Annotated in this window: 19 protein-coding genes, 1 pseudogene and 1 riboswitch; of the genes and pseudogenes, 10 read left to right on the plus strand and 10 right to left on the minus strand. The window is 62.2% G+C overall.

Annotated elements, in window-relative coordinates; translation table 11 throughout:
- The first annotated feature begins 122 nt into the window (after positions 1-122).
- The 3 genes from JQS30_RS13540 to JQS30_RS13550 are packed head-to-tail and all read left to right on the plus strand — an operon-like array spanning position 123 to position 1,827.
- Positions 123-497, plus strand: a complete 375-nt coding sequence (locus JQS30_RS13540; protein WP_213170773.1) for a DsrE family protein — start codon at positions 123-125, stop codon at positions 495-497.
- 60 nt (positions 498-557) lie between these two features.
- Positions 558-1,346, plus strand: coding sequence for an HAD-IIA family hydrolase (locus JQS30_RS13545; protein ID WP_213170774.1), 789 nt, complete (start codon positions 558-560; stop codon positions 1,344-1,346).
- The gene (locus JQS30_RS13550; protein ID WP_213170775.1) at positions 1,339-1,827 is read left to right on the plus strand and encodes a DUF3263 domain-containing protein; all 489 of its coding nucleotides are present in this window, start codon (positions 1,339-1,341) and stop codon (positions 1,825-1,827) included. The genes JQS30_RS13545 and JQS30_RS13550 overlap by 8 nt, the downstream gene beginning before the upstream one ends.
- A gap of 115 nt (positions 1,828-1,942) precedes the next feature.
- Here JQS30_RS13550 and JQS30_RS13555 read toward each other — a convergent pair whose 3' ends face one another.
- The 3 genes from JQS30_RS13555 to JQS30_RS13565 all read right to left on the minus strand — a co-directional run bounded on the left by JQS30_RS13555 (position 1,943) and on the right by JQS30_RS13565 (position 4,481).
- Complete coding sequence (locus tag JQS30_RS13555) at positions 1,943-2,821, minus strand: phosphatase PAP2 family protein (protein ID WP_213170776.1); 879 nt, start codon at positions 2,819-2,821, stop codon at positions 1,943-1,945.
- A gap of 122 nt (positions 2,822-2,943) precedes the next feature.
- Positions 2,944-3,894: a malate dehydrogenase gene (gene mdh / locus JQS30_RS13560; protein WP_213170777.1), complete on the minus strand. Its 951-nt coding sequence runs from the start codon at positions 3,892-3,894 to the stop codon at positions 2,944-2,946.
- Positions 3,895-4,106: 212 nt separating this feature from the next.
- A complete protein-coding gene (locus JQS30_RS13565; protein WP_213170778.1) occupies positions 4,107-4,481 on the minus strand; it encodes a VOC family protein in 375 nt (124 codons plus the stop codon).
- A 3-nt stretch (positions 4,482-4,484) separates the two neighbouring features.
- Between JQS30_RS13565 and JQS30_RS13570 the strand changes: the two genes are divergently transcribed.
- Complete coding sequence (locus JQS30_RS13570) at positions 4,485-4,652, plus strand: hypothetical protein (protein ID WP_213170779.1); 168 nt, start codon at positions 4,485-4,487, stop codon at positions 4,650-4,652.
- 166 nt (positions 4,653-4,818) lie between these two features.
- On the opposite strand, the gene JQS30_RS13575 is transcribed toward JQS30_RS13570, so the two are convergent.
- The 6 genes from JQS30_RS13575 to JQS30_RS13600 form a co-directional block, all read right to left on the minus strand.
- Entirely contained in the window at positions 4,819-5,085 is a 267-nt protein-coding gene (locus JQS30_RS13575; protein ID WP_213170780.1) for a hypothetical protein, read from the minus strand.
- Between the two features lie 11 nt (positions 5,086-5,096).
- A complete protein-coding gene (locus tag JQS30_RS17875) occupies positions 5,097-5,339 on the minus strand; it encodes an EndoU domain-containing protein (protein WP_425498874.1) in 243 nt (80 codons plus the stop codon).
- Positions 5,340-5,541: 202 nt separating this feature from the next.
- Positions 5,542-6,192 carry a hypothetical protein gene (locus tag JQS30_RS13585; RefSeq protein WP_213170782.1) on the minus strand — a complete coding sequence of 217 codons (651 nt, stop codon included), beginning with the start codon at positions 6,190-6,192 and terminating at the stop codon, positions 5,542-5,544.
- A 293-nt stretch (positions 6,193-6,485) separates the two neighbouring features.
- Complete coding sequence (gene purH / locus JQS30_RS13590; RefSeq protein ID WP_213170783.1) at positions 6,486-8,045, minus strand: bifunctional phosphoribosylaminoimidazolecarboxamide formyltransferase/IMP cyclohydrolase; 1,560 nt, start codon at positions 8,043-8,045, stop codon at positions 6,486-6,488.
- Between the two features lie 26 nt (positions 8,046-8,071).
- Positions 8,072-8,194: riboswitch (ZMP/ZTP riboswitch) on the minus strand.
- 63 nt (positions 8,195-8,257) lie between these two features.
- On the minus strand, positions 8,258-8,872 hold the full coding sequence (gene purN, locus JQS30_RS13595; RefSeq protein WP_213170784.1) for a phosphoribosylglycinamide formyltransferase: 615 nt from the start codon (positions 8,870-8,872) through the stop codon (positions 8,258-8,260).
- 9 nt (positions 8,873-8,881) lie between these two features.
- Positions 8,882-10,192: a cell division protein PerM gene (locus tag JQS30_RS13600; protein ID WP_213170785.1), complete on the minus strand. Its 1,311-nt coding sequence runs from the start codon at positions 10,190-10,192 to the stop codon at positions 8,882-8,884.
- A 325-nt stretch (positions 10,193-10,517) separates the two neighbouring features.
- Here JQS30_RS13600 and JQS30_RS13605 point away from each other — a divergent pair, with 325 nt between their 5' ends.
- The 6 genes and pseudogenes from JQS30_RS13605 to JQS30_RS17880 form a co-directional block, all read left to right on the plus strand.
- On the plus strand, positions 10,518-11,654 hold the full coding sequence (locus JQS30_RS13605) for a hypothetical protein (protein WP_213170786.1): 1,137 nt from the start codon (positions 10,518-10,520) through the stop codon (positions 11,652-11,654).
- Positions 11,655-11,724: 70 nt separating this feature from the next.
- Entirely contained in the window at positions 11,725-12,132 is a 408-nt protein-coding gene (gene icmB, locus JQS30_RS13610; protein WP_213170787.1) for a coenzyme B12-dependent isobutyryl CoA mutase small subunit, read from the plus strand.
- 598 nt (positions 12,133-12,730) lie between these two features.
- Positions 12,731-13,912, plus strand: coding sequence for an ADP-forming succinate--CoA ligase subunit beta (gene sucC, locus JQS30_RS13615; protein ID WP_213170788.1), 1,182 nt, complete (start codon positions 12,731-12,733; stop codon positions 13,910-13,912).
- 1 nt (position 13,913) lies between these two features.
- Complete coding sequence (gene sucD, locus JQS30_RS13620; RefSeq protein ID WP_213170789.1) at positions 13,914-14,801, plus strand: succinate--CoA ligase subunit alpha; 888 nt, start codon at positions 13,914-13,916, stop codon at positions 14,799-14,801.
- Positions 14,802-15,609: 808 nt separating this feature from the next.
- Entirely contained in the window at positions 15,610-16,602 is a 993-nt protein-coding gene (locus JQS30_RS13625) for a hypothetical protein (RefSeq protein ID WP_213170790.1), read from the plus strand.
- 507 nt (positions 16,603-17,109) lie between these two features.
- Positions 17,110-17,277: pseudogene (locus JQS30_RS17880) on the plus strand (TOPRIM nucleotidyl transferase/hydrolase domain-containing protein); the annotation flags it as partial.
- Positions 17,278-17,765: 488 nt separating this feature from the next.
- Here JQS30_RS17880 and JQS30_RS13630 read toward each other — a convergent pair.
- Complete coding sequence (locus JQS30_RS13630; protein ID WP_213170791.1) at positions 17,766-18,446, minus strand: ABC transporter ATP-binding protein; 681 nt, start codon at positions 18,444-18,446, stop codon at positions 17,766-17,768.
- Position 18,447 lies beyond the last annotated feature (1 nt).

An 18,447-nucleotide genomic window follows, 5' to 3' on the forward strand; every position in this document is an offset into this window, starting at 1 on the left:
CTGTCACTGATGCTTCCCTACCCGTATCATCCAATATCCCAGCCAGCCAGCCAACGCCCCACATGCGGCCACGATGACTGCCACTACTGCTGTTTCCATACCTGACAGCTTAAGGTGTTGTCATGACTGAATCGACAAATGCGAACCTGGTTGTGAAAGTTACCGCCGGAGCCGACGCGCCCGAACGCTGTGCGCAGGCATTCACCGTCGCCGCCACCGCCGTGGCCGCCGGAAAAACCGTGTCGCTGTGGCTGACGGGCGAATCGGCCTGGTTCGCCTTGCCCGGCAAGGCCGCCCAGTTCGACCTACCGCACTCGGCACCACTAGAAGAGCTACTGGAATCCATCCTCGAAGCCGGACAAGTCACGCTGTGCACCCAATGCGCCGTGCGACGAGACATCGAACAGACCGACCTGATCGACGGCGTGCGCATCGCCGGAGCGGCCGTATTCGTCGACGAAATCATGCGACCGCACACCCAGGCCCTCGTCTACTAGAGACCACCAGTTTGCGCGGGCACCTGGTTTCTCGACCTACGAGGTGGCACACTAGCTGCCATGAGTGAGCGCACATCATTTGAAAGCTGGCTGTCGGACATGGACGGCGTACTCGTCCACGAAGGCATCCCAGTGCCAGGGGCGAACAAGTTCATCGAACGCCTACAGGAAACCGGGAAACGGTTCCTCGTGCTGACGAACAACTCGATATACACCCCACGTGACCTGCACGTGCGCCTGAGCAATTCCGGGTTGAAGATCCCAGAGAGCGCCATCTACACCTCGGCGCTGGCCACCGCCGACTTTTTGAACAATCAGCGCCCCGGCGGCAGCGCGTACGTGATCGGGGAGTCGGGTCTGACCACGGCGCTGCACGATATTGGTTACGTGCTCACCGACTATCAGCCCGACTATGTCATTTTGGGCGAAACGCGGCGCTATGACTTCGTCGGCTTGACCACGGCGATCCGCCTCATCAAGGATGGGGCGCGCTTTATCGCGACGAATCCGGACGCGACCGGGCCCTCCCGCGATGGCATTTTGCCGGCCACCGGGTCGGTCGCGGCTTTGATCAGCGAGGCTACCGGCAGGAAGCCGTACTTCGTCGGTAAGCCCAATCCGCTGATGATGCGCCATGCGCTGCGCAAGATCGGGGCGCACTCGGAGTCATCGGTCATGATCGGCGACCGGATGGACACCGACGTGCTGTCGGGGCTGGAAGCGGGGCTGGAAACGGTCCTGGTTTTGTCGGGGTTGACTGCGACAATGGACGAAGTAGCGCAGCACCCCTTCCGCCCCAATCATGTCCTCAACTCCGTGGCCGACCTGATCGAATGGATCGATGACTGACCCCGCAGTAACCACCCACGCCGCCAACGACGACCCATATCCCCAGCCTGACGCAACTGAGGCGGAGGGCTCGGCGAATGCTGCCAGAGGCCAGTACTCAGGCGAGGCGTCCGAAACCACCACTCAGGGCGAGTGCGACCCTCCAGCGCGATCCGGTCAGGGCCGCGCAGGCGGTGTGGGCCAGCCCAGTGCGCCCGCCCAAAGCCGCGGGTATGACTCGCCCGAGGAGGCTGCGCCCGCTCGACGGACCACCCTCTCCCAGCTGCACCGGCGCGTTCTCGCCTTCGAGGCGCGACCGTGGAAATCCGAAGGTGCCAAGGCCAAAGCCATCGCGGAGGAATTCGACTGGTCTGTCAATCAGTACTATTTCCAGTTGAGCGCTCTACTGGATCAACCGGAGGCGGCCGCTGAGCAACCCGCTCTGATTCGACGGCTACGCGCGGTCAGGGACGAACGGCGAGACGTGCGCACTCGCCGGTGAAGCAAGATTGAACCCACTCTGGCATCTACGAAGGTGCGGGTTCCTCGCCGCAGGAGGCGCGGTTTGGGCTGCTAAACGCACCGAGGAGAAGCTGACGTGGCCTTCTGCGTCAGTCTCACAGCTTGGGCGCCACCGGTGAGCCATCTGGCCACCGCTGGCGTAGTCGCTGCTCGTCTGGCTCGATCGGGGCATACGAGGAGCGGAAAAACTCCCGGTAGGTCGCCGGAGGTATCCCAAGGATCTTGTTCTCGGGTTCCAGCCACGCCAGCGCCGGTGGGAATCGCATCGTCGCCCAGTTGATGCGCAAGATGAACCGCAGGATGAGGAAGCCGATGAAGATTCCGGCTGGCACATCGGAGACCCAGTGCCACGACAGCACGATCATGGCCACGGTGGCGATGATGGGTGGTGTCCAGCGGAGTGCGTGCCGCTGCCAGGACCTCATGTGTGAACCCACCAGGAGCACGATGAACCCGAACCAGACGATCGTGTTGAGCACATGCCCGGAGGGATAGGACATCGACGGTTCCAGGTTTGAGAACAAGAGTGCCTGGTCGACGTCGGCGAAGGGAAGGGTCGGGTCTGACTCGTCTTCCTTCCAGCGCGGGGCCACCCGATCCGATATGACTTTGAGGATCAGGATTCCGCCGGTGATCAGGTAGGTGACGATGAGGGCCAACAGTGGGCGGATGGTTCGCGACCGGTAGGCCACGATCGAGGCTAGGGCCAGGGCGACGACTCCCAGTAGCCCGAACTGGCCCGAAAAGATGAGGACCCGGGAGACATAGTAGGCCCAGGCGGGGCGGTGGGCTTCGACGAACTCGCGCATCCACACGTCGAATTCGACGACAAATGTGGGCCACACCAAAAGTGCTGAGAAGGCCAGGAAGGCCACGAGCAACCACAGGTCGGGCCACCATGATTTGGGCACGACGCGATAGGGCTTCCACGGCTTGGTGGAGGCACTCCGGTTCGCTGTGGACACACTCGTCACGGGAACTAAGCCTAGCTTCAATTCATTAAGACACCGGCAGCGCACGACCATGTTGAATCGTGCGCTGCCACAATCTAGCGATGATGACGCTGCTTGACGCACCTTAGGGGTGCGGCGAGTGTTTAGAGTCCAGCTACGTCGGCTTGCTTGGAGCGGACGGCTTCGGCGGCCTCTTTGAGACCGGCGAGTTCGTCGTCGGTCAGTTTGGTCTCGATGACCTTCTTGACGCCGGTGGCACCAATTTCAGCTTCGACGCCCAGGTAGACGCCTTCGATGCCGTATTCGCCATCGACCCAGGCACACACGGGCATGACGGCACCGGAGTCTTCGGCGACCGCTTTGGCCATGCGCGCGGCCGCGGCCGAGGGGGCGTAGTAGGCCGAACCGGTCTTCAGCAGACCCACGATCTCGGCGCCGCCCTTGCGGGTGCGCTCCACGAGTTCGTCGATCTTGGCCTGGTCGAGCAGGTCGCCCAGCGGCTTGCCGTCAACGGTGCAGTGGCTGGGTACGGGGACCATGGTGTCGCCGTGTGAGCCCAGGGTGAGGGTGGTGACCGACCCGACTTTGACGTCCAGCGCCTCGGCCACGAAGGTGGTGAAGCGGGCGGTGTCGAGCATGCCAGCCTGGCCCATGACCTGGTTCTTGGGGAGCTTGGAGGCGATCTGAGCCAGTGCGGTCATTTCGTCAAGCGGGTTGGAGACGACGATGATGACGGCGTTGGGCGAGGAGGCGACGATGGCCTCGGTGACGCCACGCACGATCCCGGCGTTGACTTCCAGCAGGTCCATGCGGCTCATGCCGGGTTTACGGGGAAGGCCCGCGGTGATGACGACGATGTCAGAGTTGGCGGTGGCCTCGTAGCCAGAACCGTCGGTGCCGGTGGTAGCCCCGGTGACCTTGGTTTCAAAACCTTCAATGGAGCGGGACTGGTTCATGTCCAGCGCCAATCCCTCGGCTTTGCCCTCCACGATGTCGGTGAGAACAACTTCGTCGAAGATGTTGTACTCAGCCAGACGCTGCGCGGTGGTCGAGCCGTAGAAACCAGCTCCTACAACGGTGACTTTCTTAGCCATGACGTGCTCCTCTTCACTGAGTAGATCTGTCACCGACCGTATGGGGTTCCTCAGAACAGCAGCGTAGGGGGTCGGCACTTTTGTGAGATGCTATCCACAACGGCACCACCGGTTAGGGCCGAGTTCCCCGCAGTTGCGTGGCTTGGAGGCTGGTTGCACGCTGCGCCACTTTCGGCGTGTCGTCACCCTGGCGGCGGCTCGTTTTCCAGCGACTATTCAGGCAGCGTGTCGCCTTGCCAGAAGTACCAGCTATATCCCCAGGGGTCGGTGACTCCGAAGGTGCGCGGACCATAGTCGGTGTCGCGAGGTGGGTCGGCCTCGACGCCGTTGGCCTTAACTGACTCATAGAGTGCATCGACGTCGTCGACGTGGACGATGAACAGCGAACCCTGGCCGTTACCGGGCTCGGGCTCGGCTGCGGTGAGGAGCATTCGCGTTGCTCCGGCATAGATGTCGGCGTATCCGATCGATCCGTCTTCCTCCCGATAGAAGCGGACGTCGCCAAAGCCCAACTTTTCGGTCAACCAGGAGGTGGCGGCCTGAATATCGCCATAGTTGATGAAGGGTGTGACTGCCTGAAAACTCATGCTGTGTCCTCTCGCCTGGGTGAAGTGCCGCCGAAGAGCCTGAATATGCCGCTACCCAGCGTTGAGAACAGTATGGGCGTCACCTACGACAATCCGCAGAAGTTCGGAGCGGGCGCTCGCAGGAACCTGCGGCGTCGTCATCTACTCGAGAATGAGGTACTCGGTAACTGATGTAGGGCACGTGTGCCCACAGCGGCCAGAGACAACACAGTTAGCGAGTGAAAAAGACTTCTAAGCGCCCGCTTGCGGGTTTAGTATTCAGAGCACGAAAACCCATGGCCGCGCAGAGGAGGACTCTCGACGTAAATACGTCGGGAAAGTTCGATACGTGATTTTGCTAGTCGCCAATAGCTAGCGATCGCAACTTTTCCAGTAGTTCATCACCACTGCTAGAGTTTCGCGCCAGCTCCACCAAAACATCTCGCTCCCACTCACTGACCACTACCTGGTCATCCACAACGGTGTAGACGAGATCTTCTAGAGCAACTTCTAGTTCCCCGCCAGCCAGCGTCCCCTCGAACCCGCTGGCGTACTTGTCGGGTATACGCGGCAACAGTGCACGCACGATCGCCTCGGTACGTTCGTCGAACTCTCGGTTGTCCATGAATCTAAGCCTCACCTTGGGTTTCGTTTTACGCCTGGGCCTTCTAGAGGCCATCCTGCCTCAATGCTTCCATTTGAGCGGACCACTGCCCGTATGGTGACACCTCGATGTTGGCCGTCGGCAAACCAGTTTCCACGGGGTCTTTCGTGAGTAACCGCCGGTGAAGTGGCTACGGCGCGAAGAGCCTGAGCTATATCCTCTTCATCCCAGCTGGCGGGGAATTCCGTCTTCCCAGGGCGGCCGGTGCCGTGCATGTGGCCGCCCTTGCGCTCGTTATCGGGGTCGCCGTGGACAATGTGCAGCAGGTCAGACCAGCTAACGTTATGGGGTTTGTTCACCGGGTAGCCTTGCGCGGGCCAAGTTTGGGGGTGCACTGGTGGTGGGCCCGACGATGCTGATGGGCCGCTATCGGAGCGGTTGCTAGGTCATGTCAATAGGTGACAGCCAAGCCCCGCCTCAAGCGATACGTTCCGCTCCTGCTCGCAGCTGTGCCATCTCTTCGGGGGTGGATTGGCGGGCGATGAAGGCGATCTCGCACATGTACTCACGTTGGTCCGGGGTGAAACGAGCGGCAATCTGGGCCGGGTCGTTCCTCAGCAGGCGATAGATCTTTGCACCCTCAGCGAAGAAGAGATCGACTAGCTTGAACTGGCCAGAGGCGTCTTTCATAACATTGTTCCGGTTAAGGTCCAGACCACCCCAGTACGGAATAGCTGACGCCGCTTCGGCGTCGAGTCGTTCGGCCTCTACACGCACCTGGGTGATCGGGTCGCCCGAGCAAACGGTGTCCCAGCGCTGAATAACCGCAGCGGCCTCCTCCCGCTCAACCGGCAGCAGGAATTCCATTGCCGTCAAACGGCCGCCGCCCCGCAACGGGACATCCACATCGACGCGGGGCAATAGGGGATGCCCCTCGAGGCGTCGACACAGTTCAACGAAGACCCCATAAGCCAGCTCGAATGGGCTCACCCGGGCTACTTGCGCGCCATCGGGCGAACGCCACACCGTCGCCCAGTCCCCAACGCCACACACATTCCAGCCATCGGCCAGCAACCGCCCGGCCGCTTCGCGATGGGATAGACCTTGAACAGCATCCAATACGCTCACGTTCCACAGCCTAGGTTCACGCTGCACACAGCGGTAGCGAATATCTGGGGGCAACCAGCTAAGCAATATGACCGACCGCAGTGCGACCGGCGCGAAGCCGCTGGCATCAAGCCGCAGCCAAAACGCAAACCGCGTTCTATGGACCGCGAGCTGGCAGCCGATAAGAGCCAACTCCAGTAGCGGAAGCGAGGTTCCCGTGGTTTCCACTAGCGGAGCTAGTGGAAACCCTGCCCACTCTTCTTCCACTAGCTCCGCTAGAGGAAACCACGCCCACTCTTCTTCCACCAGCTCCGCTAGTGGAAGAAGTGCCTCGTGCCCGTCACGTACATCGCCACGCCTGCCGCCTCGGCCGCCGCCATGACCTCCGAGTCGCGCATCGAACCGCCTGGCTGCACGACCGCTTTAACGCCCGCGTCGAGCAATACTTGCAGGCCATCGGCGAAGGGGAAGAATGCGTCCGAAGCCGCCACCGAGCCGTTCGCCCGCTCACCAGCGCGCTCGACGGCCAGTTTGGCCGAGTCGACCCGGTTGACCTGGCCCATGCCCACGCCCACCGAAGCACCGTCGGCGGCAAGCAGGATCGCGTTCGACTTCACGCTGCGGCAGGCCCTCCACGCGAAGGCGAGGTCCGCCAGCGTGGCTTCGTCGACGGCCTCACCGGCGGCTAGTTCCCAGGTGGCCGGGTCGTCTCCGGCCGCGTCGATGCCGTCGGGCTGCTGAGTTAGCGCACCGCCGGAGATAAAGCGCGTCTCGGCTTGCGTAGCGACCCATTCAGGGGCCCGCAGCAAGCGGACGTTTTTGCGTTTGGTGAGGGTCTCCACCGCTTCATCTGTATACGAGGGCGCGACAATGACCTCGGTGAAAATGTCCGCGATTTGTTTGGCGGCCTCGGCGTCGATGGCGCGGTTGGCGGCGATGACTCCGCCGAAGGCGCTGACCGGGTCGCATTCGTGCGCTTTGCGGTGTGCCTGCGCGATAGTGGCACCCACGGCGATTCCGCACGGGTTGGCGTGTTTGATGATGGCCACGGCCGCTTCGGGGAAGTCGTGCGCCGCCCGCCACGCCGCGTCGGCGTCAACATAGTTGTTGTAGGACATGGCTTTGCCGTGCAGTTGCTCAGCTTGAGCGAGTCCGGCTGGTGCCAGCGGGTTGACGTACAGCGCCGCCGCCTGGTGCGGGTTTTCGCCATAGCGAAGGTCGGCTTGTTTGGCCAAAGGTGCGGAGGAGAAGTCCGCCATGCCATCGCTGTCGGCCTGTTCGGCCAACCAGGTGGCCACTGTGGAGTCGTAGGTGGCTAGGTGGGCGAAGGCTTTGGCGGCGAACGCGAGCCGCTGAGCATGGGTGGTGCCGCCGGATCGCACAGCGTCCCGCAGCTGGTCGTAGTCGGCTGGGTTCACCACCACGGTGACGTTGGCGTGGTTTTTCGCCGCGCCGCGCACCATGCTGGGGCCGCCCACGTCGATTTTCTCGACGATCGCGTCATAGTCGGCACCGCTGGCAACTGTGTCGGCGAAGGGATAGAGGTTGCCAATCAGGAGGTCAAAGGGCGCGATGTCGAACTGTTCGAGTTCAGCTCGATGCTTTTCGCGGCGCACATCAGCGAGCAAACCGGCGTGAACCTTCGGGTGCAACGTCTTGACGCGGTCGTCGAGGCATTCGGGAAAACCGGTGATGTCTTCGACCTTGGTCACGGGCGTACCGGTTTCGGCGATGCGTTTCGCGGTCGAACCGGTGGAGACCAGCTCTACTCCGGCGCGATGCAAGTCGGCGGCGAGTTCGGTGATACCGGTCTTGTCGAACACGCTGATCAGCGCGCGACGAATCGGACGTACAGTGTTATCGGCGTTGGCCATTGGGCGCACTGCTCCTTTGAATCGGATTCAGCAGCCCAGGCGTTCGACTGGCACCGGACAGACGGTGCTCATTGTTCGTGTCGCTCCCCGGTGGTGCTCCACCTCAGGCTCGCCTCAGACGGGCCCGTTCGCCAGTTGCGACGCATCCGATCCTACATCAGCGCGGTCTTTCAACCCAGAACCCGAGCATCGACGGTGACTTGCGTCGGTCCTCAGCTGCCGGAGCGGATGGTCACCCGCTTGCCCTCAACGTCCCAGCCGTGGCGCAGCATGTCCCCCACCGCTTGAACCAACTGCCGCCGTTCGGCCACCTTGATGCGCTCGGTGAGGTCGTCGACAGTATCGCCATCCAGCACTGGGACCGTCGTTTGCGCGATGATCGGCCCCGTGTCCACGCCCGCGTCGCAGATGAACAGCGTCGCCCCGGCCACCTTGACCCCTGCGGCCAGCGCCTCGGCGGGGCCGTTCATGCCAGGAAAGGCCGGTAGCAGCGAGTTGTGGGTGTTGACGTAGCGGCCCGGGAATGCCTCCAGGAACCGCTTGCCCAGCAGCTTGAGGAACCCGGCGGACACCACTAGGTCGGGCCGATATGCCGATACGGCCTCGGCCATGGCTTGGTCCCACGCTTCCCGGTCGGCGAAGTCGCGCACGCGGTGTACGAAGGTGGGGATGTTGGCTTTGTGGGCGCGGTCGAGCCCGCCGATGCCGTCGCGGTCGGCTCCCACGGCGACAATGTCGACTCCGTAGTCTTCCTCGGCGCAAGCGTCGATAAGGGCTTGCAGGTTGGAGCCTGATCCGGACAGCAGAACTACGATGCGCGAGGTCACGACGTCACCTTAGCGCTGTTCGGGACTGTCGGCGGGGCTGGGGATGACGACCGTGTCGCGCCTGACTGCCTCGGCCTCTTCGGCGCGGCGGTGCACGGCGAACAAGCGGGCCACTAGCGCTGCGGCGAGAACGGCGAGCGCCATTTCGGCGGTGACTATTCCGGCCGCGTGCCATGGGTGCGGCCCCAGTTGGGCTAGCAGGCCTGTACCGGTGGAGCCGGAGGCGGCCCAGCTGAGTACGGCGATGAGCGCCCCGGTGGTGAGCGCGGCGATGAGGGCGGCGGTAATGACACGCGGAAGACGCAGGTCCGGTGAACGGTAGGTGAGCAGAATGCCCAACAGGGCACCGATGACCAGCGGTAGGCCCAGTAGGGCGGTTCCGTATTCGTGCAGGGGTTCGGCCGGCAGGGCGGCGAACCAGGGCAGCGGCGGCAGCGGGTTGAGGGTCACGTCGGTGACCTGCACGATCGTGCCGTCTCCGACGGCGAACCCGGGTCCGATGATGTAGGTGGCCGACCAGATGGCGATGTTGGGCAGGTACAGCAGGCACAACAGCCCGACGGCCCACTCCCCGTTTTCGTATCCGGTTAGCGATTCGCCGACCGAGCCGCCGTTGACGGCGACCGATACTCCGGCCACAGCCGCGCCGCAGGCGATGAGCGCGATGGCGGCTAGTGATCCGGTGCGCAGGCCGCGCCGCAACCACAGGGAGGCGCGCATCCAGCCCTCGTGCAGTACTCCGGATTCGTTGGCCGCGCCCCACCAGAGGCTGAGGATCGCCAATGGCACCGCGTAGGCCAGGGCGGGCAGGATCTCGATAGTGAACGGTTCGCGGTTGGAGTAGGCGACGACGGCGGCAAATACGGCTATGTATAGCAGCGAGGTGGCTAGGACGACGGCGCGGACGGCGGCGGCGTCGCGTCCGCCGATGGCGCGGATGGTGTGGGCTCCGACGCGGGAGAGCCGCCACGCGATCACGAGGGTCAGCAGTAGTGGGGTGAGGGAGATGGGGAGTTCGTCGATGACCACTGGTGCGCCGTGACCGGCGATCCAGATGGTTCCGGCGGTAGCGATAACGGTGTCTACTTCGGCCATACGTTCTGTGAGCCACCAGGCGAGGACGATCAGCAGCAATAGTGGTGCGGCGACGACGGCGAGATTCCAGCCCAGAGTGGCGGCAGCGGCGGAGAACAGGCTGCGGGCGCGGTTGCCCCCGCGTTTGGGTCCGCCTTTGCGCGAGGGTTTACTCCTGGCGCTGACTCCGCCGATGGCGACTGTCTCTTGCTGGGTGCCCGTGTCTTCTGGCTTTGCTGTATCCACACCTCGCTCCTTCACCGACTTAGTCTTGCACGTGTGAGCCTCAGAGGGGATCGACACGGTCACTCCAAAGTGGGTTGCTTCGCCCTCGGCGCTCGGGGAGGGATAGACCAAGGTGGCCACCTCTAGCGCCCCACTCTAGGAGCCACACCTCCCCGTCGATCTCATCGGCCGTCGTTGCTGGCGCATTGGTGCTGGGTTGACCAGCACAATCGCTTGCCTCGCAAGGGTTTGCCCTCGCCTGGCTTGGTCGCCCACTGCTTTGACACCCCTAGTACAGTAATCAGCAGTAACACTCCCATCGTTGAATGCGAAAAGAGATCACCGAATGTCCAACCCCCAGCAGCCCGGTGCCGGGCACGAGGATGAAGATGGCGGTACCTTCAAGCTGCGGCCTGCAGGTGGCTCGGCGGGTCAAACGCCCAACCAGCCCTCGCAGCCTGGTCAAGAGGCCATTGACTCCACGATGAAGATTTCCCGCGTCGGCCAAGGTGGCGCTCCACCGCCGCCGCAGACGCAAACTCCCCAAGCGCCGCAGGGTAATTTCCCCGGCGCTGGTGTGCCCGCCGCTCCCGGCCAGCCCCCGCAGGGCCAGCAGCCGGGTTATCCGCCGCAAGGGCAGCACATGCCGCCTGCGGCGCAACCGACCACGGCGATTCCGCCCCAACACCAGACCGGTTTCGCCGGTCAGCCCCCACAGCCGGGTCAGCCCGCCTTTCCTGGGCAGCCGGGCCCAGGCCAGCAGCCGGGCCACCCGGGTCAGCCTCCGCAGGGTCAACAGCCGGGCTACCCGATGCCGGGTCAGCCTCCGGCGGGCCAGGGGGGCATGCCGGAGAAAGTTAAGTTGCTGAGCTACCTGTGTTATGGAGCGGCAGCCAGCGCGGTGCTGACGATCCTGATGCTGGTGATGTGGCAGTCGCAAATCATTTCCAATATTGAACGCGAGTTTGAGGGCTTCGTCGTTGGTATGCCCTCGGCCTGGGACATTGGGGTCAATGCCTGGGTTTATCTGCTGCTCGGCCTCTCCTCGGCCGCGATCGGTTTTGTCATGACCAAACCGAGCATTAAGATTCCGAAGTTCAACCAGTATTCGATCGGTTTCTTCGGGGTTCTGGGTCTGTGGAGCCTGGTTAATATCTTCACGTCCGCCTCTACCCCAGATGAACTGCGTGACCCCGCGGTCAACCACCTAGTTCCCGGCTGGTTCCTCTTCTTGGGCCCCTTGTTGTTCGTCATCACCACCGCGCTGGTGGCCTACGGCATGTTTATTATCTTCAAGAATGAGGATGTGAAGAACTGGCTGGACAGCCACGGTGGCGACCCGTCCCCCGCGCAGATGCAGGGCGGCGCGGTTCCTCCTCCCGGCCAGCCGCAACCCGGCCAGCAGCCTGGTTTCCCCCCACCGGGCGGCCACCCGGGCCAACAGGGTTACCCACCCCACAACCAGCCGCCGTACCAGCGTTAAGACGTAAAGGTTAGGCTCAAATGGATGTTGGCCCCGGCATACTGGCCGGGGCCTTTGTGAGGGAGGTTCCATGGACGCGCCGGTTCGCATTGTGGTCGCGAAGGTCGGCCTTGACGGGCATGACCGCGGTGCCAAGGTTGTCGCGCGTGCCCTGCGTGACGCCGGAGTGGAAGTGATCTACACGGGTTTGCACCAGACCCCGGAGCAGGTGGTGGCCACGGCTTTGGCCGAGGACGCCGACTGTATCGGTCTGAGCATTCTCTCGGGTGCCCATATGACGTTGTTCAAGCAGCTGCGCGAGCTGCTGGTGGAGCAAGACGCGGGTGACATCCTGGTCTTCGGCGGGGGGATCATTCCCGACGAGGATATTCCGAAGCTCAAGCAGATGGGGGTCTCGGAGGTTTTCGGTCCGGGTGCGAGTACGCACGCGATCGTGGACTGGGTCGAACAGAACGTGGCCAACCGCTCCAACAGCTAAAACGCGAGACAGTACCCCAGGTTGCGACCTGGGGTAGTTTTTTGCCAACTTTTTTTCTGCGGTCCCGTAACTACCCTCAGACAGGCTCGTTTCTATAAGTGTCGGACAAACTACAGAACAACCGCACAGATAACCCTCTAGCGGACATTCTGGCCGACACTATGAACTTTACCCAGAAATTGTGAGGACGCCGAGGTCAGCTTGGTATTCGTCCTCCAATTACTGCCGATGTCCTGTCGATAAAGGGGTGGCGATAGGGCATCGTGCCTAAGGGGATCGAGCGTCTGAGGGGTGCGCTCGATCCCCATTTTCGCGTCTACGACCCGTTGCGTCACCGGCCCGCCGGGCTTAGCCGGCGTGACCGGCCCCGACCCACCTCGTCGTCCGCAGTTCGACCTCGCTGGTGAGCTGGGAATTCGCTTGAATCACCACATTCGGCTCTAGTCAACGCCAACCGTGTCACAGCAGACGTACCCTCCGCCGCATTGAGGTGGCCAATGGCGTTACGCTGCGAGAACGAGCCCAAAATGCCAGCGCACGCTCGCTGGGAGCACCGGGTTCGGTCAATGAAGACTAGGCTAGTGGAGCGGACTCTACAGTGGATCTGTACGAATACCAGGGCCGCGCACTGTTCGCCCGGCACGATGTGCCGGTGCTGGACGGCGGCGTCGCCACCACCTCAGCGGAAGCCGTGGAGCTCGCCGAGCGCCTCGGTGACCGGGTGGTTGTCAAAGCGCAAGTAAAAGTGGGTGGCCGTGGAAAGGCCGGTGGCGTTAAGCTCGCCGACTCGGTCGACGAGGTCAAGACTCACGCATCGAACATTCTCGGCATGGACATCAAGGGGCACGTGGTCGAAAAGATCATGCTCACTGTCACCGCCGACATCGACTCCGAATACTACTTCTCCTACTTGCTGGACCGTGCCAACCGCACGTTCCTGTCGATCGCCTCCACCGAAGGTGGCGTGGACATCGAAGAGGTCGCTGACAAGACCCCGGAGAAGGTCGTCAAGACCCCCATCGACGCCAATGTCGGTGTGACCGAGGAAATCGCCGCCCAGATCGTTGATCAGGCTGGCTTCCCCGCAGACCTACGCGACCAGCTCATCGACGTGTTCGTCAAGCTGTGGCACGCCTTCGTCGCCGAAGACGCCACGCTGGTCGAGGTCAACCCGCTAGTTCGCACCCCCGAAGGCAAGGTTTTGGCGCTGGACGCCAAGGTCACCCTCGACGAGAACGCGAACTTCCGTCACCCGGAAAACGCCGCGGACTTCGAGGACAAGAACGCCGTGGACCCGCTCGAACAGCGGGCCAAGGAAGCTGACCTCAACTACGTCAAGCTAGACGGACAGGTCGGCATCATCGGCAACGGCGCGGGTCTGGTCATGTCGACCCTCGACGTGGTCGCCTACGCCGGTGAGAACCACGGCAATGTCAAGCCCGCCAACTTCCTCGACATCGGCGGCGGAGCCTCGGCCGAGGTCATGGCCAACGGCCTCGAAGTCGTGTTGTCCGACCCGGACGTACGCAGCGTCTTCGTCAACGTCTTCGGCGGCATCACCGCTTGCGACGCTGTCGCCAACGGCATCATCGGCGCGCTGAAGGTCCTGGCCGACCGTGGCGAAACCGTCGACAAGCCGCTCGTTGTCCGCCTCGACGGCAACAACGCCGAGCTGGGTCGCAAGATCCTCTCCGACGCTGGGCACCCGCTGGTGACCCAGGTCGACACCATGGACTCCGCAGCCGACAAGGCCGCCGAACTCGCTCACCAGGGGGCCTAACATGGCGATCTTCCTTACCGAGAATTCCAAGGTCATCGTTCAGGGCATGACCGGCTCTGAGGGCATGAAGCACACCAAGCGCATGCTCGCGGCCGGAACTGACATCGTCGGTGGCGTCAACCCGCGCAAGGCTGGCCAGAAAGTCGACGTGGACGGCACCTCGCTGCCGATCTTCGGCTCCGTAGCCGAGGCCATGTCCGAGACCGGCGCTGACGTATCGGTCGTTTTCGTTCCCCCGGCTTTCTGCAAGGCCGCTGTGGTCGAAGCTATCGACGCCGAGATCGGCGTCGTCGTGGTCATCACCGAGGGCATCCCGGTGCATGACTCGGTGGCCTTCTGGGCACACAACGAGGCCAAGGGTTCCAAGACCCGCATCGTCGGGCCGAACTGCCCGGGTATCGCCAGCCCCGAAAAGTCCAACGCCGGTATTACGCCCGCCGACATTTCCGGCGCGGGCCCCATCGGTCTGGTCTCGAAGTCGGGAACGCTGACCTACCAGCTGATGTACGAGCTGCGTGACATTGGCTTCTCCACCTCCGTTGGCATCGGTGGCGACCCGGTCATCGGTACCACTCACATCGACTGCCTGAAGGCATTCGAGGAGGACCCGGAGACGAAGGCCATTGTCATGATCGGCGAAATCGGTGGAGACGCTGAAGAGCGGGCCGCCGAGTACATCCGCGACCACGTCACCAAGCCGGTCGTCGGTTACATTGCCGGGTTCACCGCTCCTCCCGGAAAGACGATGGGCCACGCCGGCGCCATCATCTCCGGTTCGGCCGGTACCGCTGACGCTAAGAAGGAGGCCCTGGAGGCCGCTGGCGTCAAGGTCGGCAAGACCCCCTCGGAGACTGCCCGTCTCATGCGCGAGGTCATTAAGAACCTGTAGGGCCGCAAAGGCGCTAGTTTCATTGGTTGTGGGGCATCTGCTCAGTGCAGATGCCCCACAACCATGTCCGGGCTCAGGTTGACCGTCTGTCTTTGCCCCGATACGCCACCTGGCCAGGTGGCGCTCGGATCTTCTCACCTAAGTGACCGTGTTTGGGTCAGTGAGTTGGCATCCGTGAATCACTGCGTCTGCGATGTGACCGCATCTTGGGGCCGCAGTTGTCCCCGGTGCTCAATTGTGGGTTGAGCGAAACGTTGTTCATGGGTTTAAAATCACCATTTCGATGTGAGTGATAGATAATTTCCCATTCTGCGAAAACCCCTATTCGGCATTGAGGCTTATGAAAAAGTGCGAACCCAAGGCCGCAGGAGCGAAGTTTACGCAGGTAAACGAGCAGACGAGATCACCGAATGCACCTTTTGCATAAGCCTCGTTATTTGTTCCCCTAGTCGTTGCCGAATATCCACACCGTTTTCCACCAGCTTTTACGTTCCGGCAGATATTGGAACTTCTTGCACGAGCGGCATCGCAAACAACGAAGGCGGAGTTTACCCAGGTAAACAAACCCAGGAGTACACAGAAGCCTCTTTATACACAAGCCTGTGGGAAAATTGTGCCCTTGCGGCTCTTAACAGCGCAATCCTCGTAAGTTACATTGATCGCTGTATTCAGATAGCTGCAATTGCGGCGGACAGCCAATTGGGGTATGTATTGGCAGGTGCCGACTACGGCGTTCGGGAGGTAAGTTCTCAATCTCGGACACTCGGGACATCACCCCTTATTGGCGATAATTGCACAAGGAACTGCCATGAGAACGCTAAGCATTGCCACCGTGTGCGCGACAGGTCTTTTCCTACTGGCCGCGTGCGGAGACGAAGATCAAGAGGCCCAGCAAGATAGTGCGGCTGACCATATTCAACAGGCCTGGAACAGTCATGTCTCGACATTGGCGGACATCCACAAACTCACCGCCAGGCTCGAAGACGAGTGTGCTCAGGCTCGCGGCGTGGACAATTCCCACGCCGCAGATGCCGCCAACGCGGTCTCTCGCGAGCTCACTCGTGAGGCGCTGATGGGCGTCGCCCAGCCCCGCATCGACCCCGAAACCGCCGACACGGTGGGCTATCAGCACATTCACCGTGAATTGTGGGCGGCGTTCAACCCCGTTGATGACTCCGCCGCGCCGCAGGTGCCCGACCATAATCAGGTGGCGGTCATGTTTGGGGAAGAATTCGCCACGGCCTATGTCGCGGCCGCAGACGCCGGGGGGCCGCTGGAGATAAACGGCGATACTCCCGGCATAGAGAATGTTCACCTTGATGGCGCGGCGACCTATATCGAATACTTCACCGACGGCTGTGCGGGCGCGGTGGCCAATGAACTATATGAAAACGACCCAGAGTCGTATTTCATTCAAGCGTTGGAGGTCGCCCCGAATTTGAATCCGTACTTGCTCACAAATGCGAAGTATCTCGCCATTGAGCAGGAATGGGCGGAATGTATGCGCCACGACGGCTATGACCTCAGCTATTTTGGGCGTGAATCTCACCTCCTCGCCGAATATTACGCAGATGATCCCACTACTTTTGAGGAGCGACAAAAGGAACTGGCCGCAGCGGACGCCAGTTGTGTCCGGCGTAAAGACGTCAACAAACGCAACCGGGAGCTGTTCGAATCTGTGGTGGTGGACTATTTTGAGTCCCACGAGCTCGAATCGAAGCTGGCCGACATGCGCGACGTCAACGAGGCCGTGCTTCAACGCGGCAATGCGATCGTCGGCGATAGCCTCCGATGGCAATAGCATTGTGGCTCGAATTAGGGCCGTCGGATGCGAAGAGAGGCGAAAAGGTGCCCTCCTTTTCGCCTCTTTCGACCGGCTGAATTCACTTCGTTCCTAGGCTGGCTCTAGCCACGGCGGGGCCGACCCGGGTGAGCCCATCGCTAATTCCGTTGACCTAACCGGTGCGCTTCATCGAGGATGATGGCCACGGCGAGTATCAAACTTAGAGCTCCTATCAGGTTTGTTTCCGTGGCGAGGATGGTGTGCTGTCAGTGCGTGGGGAGGCGGAGGCCCTTGTTCATACCCAGCGGGTATGGGCAAGGGCCGACAACGCGGCCAGGCGCGACAGCACACCACCGCAGTAGGAAGAGAAACCTGATAGGAGCTCTTAGTAGGCCGGCCTCGCCTTCCCGCCAACGGAAACGCATGAACACTATGGACGCAGCAAATCGCCGTAAGCTTGCCCTTCAGGCGCTCAAAGGCTATGTGCATGGCCCGGAAGCCTCAACCAAGGCCACGGCTCTTGCCATGGCTAAGGTCGACAGCGCCGCAGCGGTGGTGCTCGTTGAAGGCATCAGCGACCGCATCGCGGTGGAGACTGCCGCCATGGGCTTGGGTCGGGACCTTGAGGCCGAGCGGGTTGTCATCGCCCCCATAGGTGGGGCCCACGCCATCGGCCGCGTCCTGACCAGGCTGCGCCCGCTCGGACCACAGGTGCGACTAGCTGGCCTGTGCGATCAGAACGAGGAGGAGGTTTTCCGACGCGGGCTGATCGCCTCCGGCCTCGGCGCACCGCACACCCGCGCCCAGTTGGAACAGCTTGGGTTCCACGTCTGCGTCGCCGACCTAGAGGACGAGCTGCTTCGGGCCGTAGGCACCGCGCACGTCGAGGCGCTCTTCGACTCTCAGGGCGATGGCGATTCGTTCCGTTCGCTGCAAAAGCAGCCCGCCTGGCGCGGGCACGAAACCCAGGCGCAAATGCGACGGTTTCTAGGCAGCGGCTCGCGCCGCAAGCTGCGCTATGCCCGGTTGCTCGTCGAGGCGGCACTGGGCACGGGCACGTTGCCGCGCCCCCTCTCCGCATTGCTCCACGCCGTTTTATCTGCCGCGATCTCCTGGTCCCACGCGCCGATCGCGCAGGACCAGGAGATCGTTACGAGAACACCGGCAACCTCAGGGCTGGATCAGACCTTCGCCTGCCGGTGCACAATCTGTCCATCCTTCATCGACAAGGTGAGGTCGGTTTTGGCCGCCAAGCCCCGGTCGTGGGTGACGACTATGACCGTGGTGCCCTCCTCGACCAGCTGACGCAACAGACTCACGATGCGTTTGGAGTTGCGACTATCCAGGTTTCCGGTCGGCTCGTCGGCCAGAATCAACGCGGGTTGGTTTGCCAGTGCCCGGGCAATTGATACCCGCTGTTGTTCTCCTCCGGAGAGCTTGCCGGGTAGGCGATCTTGTTTGTCTCCATGCAAACCGACCCGATCCAGGAGGGACACGGCGTGTTCGCGGCGCTGTGAGCGGGAGGCCCCGGCGAATTCCATCGGCAACATGACGTTGCCGATGGCGCTGAGGTTGGAAACCAGGTGATAGTTCTGGAACACGAAGCCGATCCGGTCGCGCCGGTATATGACCTGTTTGCGAGCCGAGAGACCCGCCACGTCGACGCCGTCGAGGTGGATGCTGCCCGAGGTGGGCGAGTCCAGAGCTCCCAGTAGCGCCAGCAACGTGCTTTTGCCGCTGCCGCTGCGTCCCACGATCGCGCAGAATGTCCCGGTCTCGACGTCGAAACTCACGCCGTCGACGGCTTTCACCTGGCCCGCACCGGTGGAGAAGTGTCTGGTTACTTCGGATACGTGCAACATG

The organism is Natronoglycomyces albus (assembly GCF_016925535.1).
GTDB lineage: Bacteria > Actinomycetota > Actinomycetes > Mycobacteriales > Micromonosporaceae > Natronoglycomyces > Natronoglycomyces albus.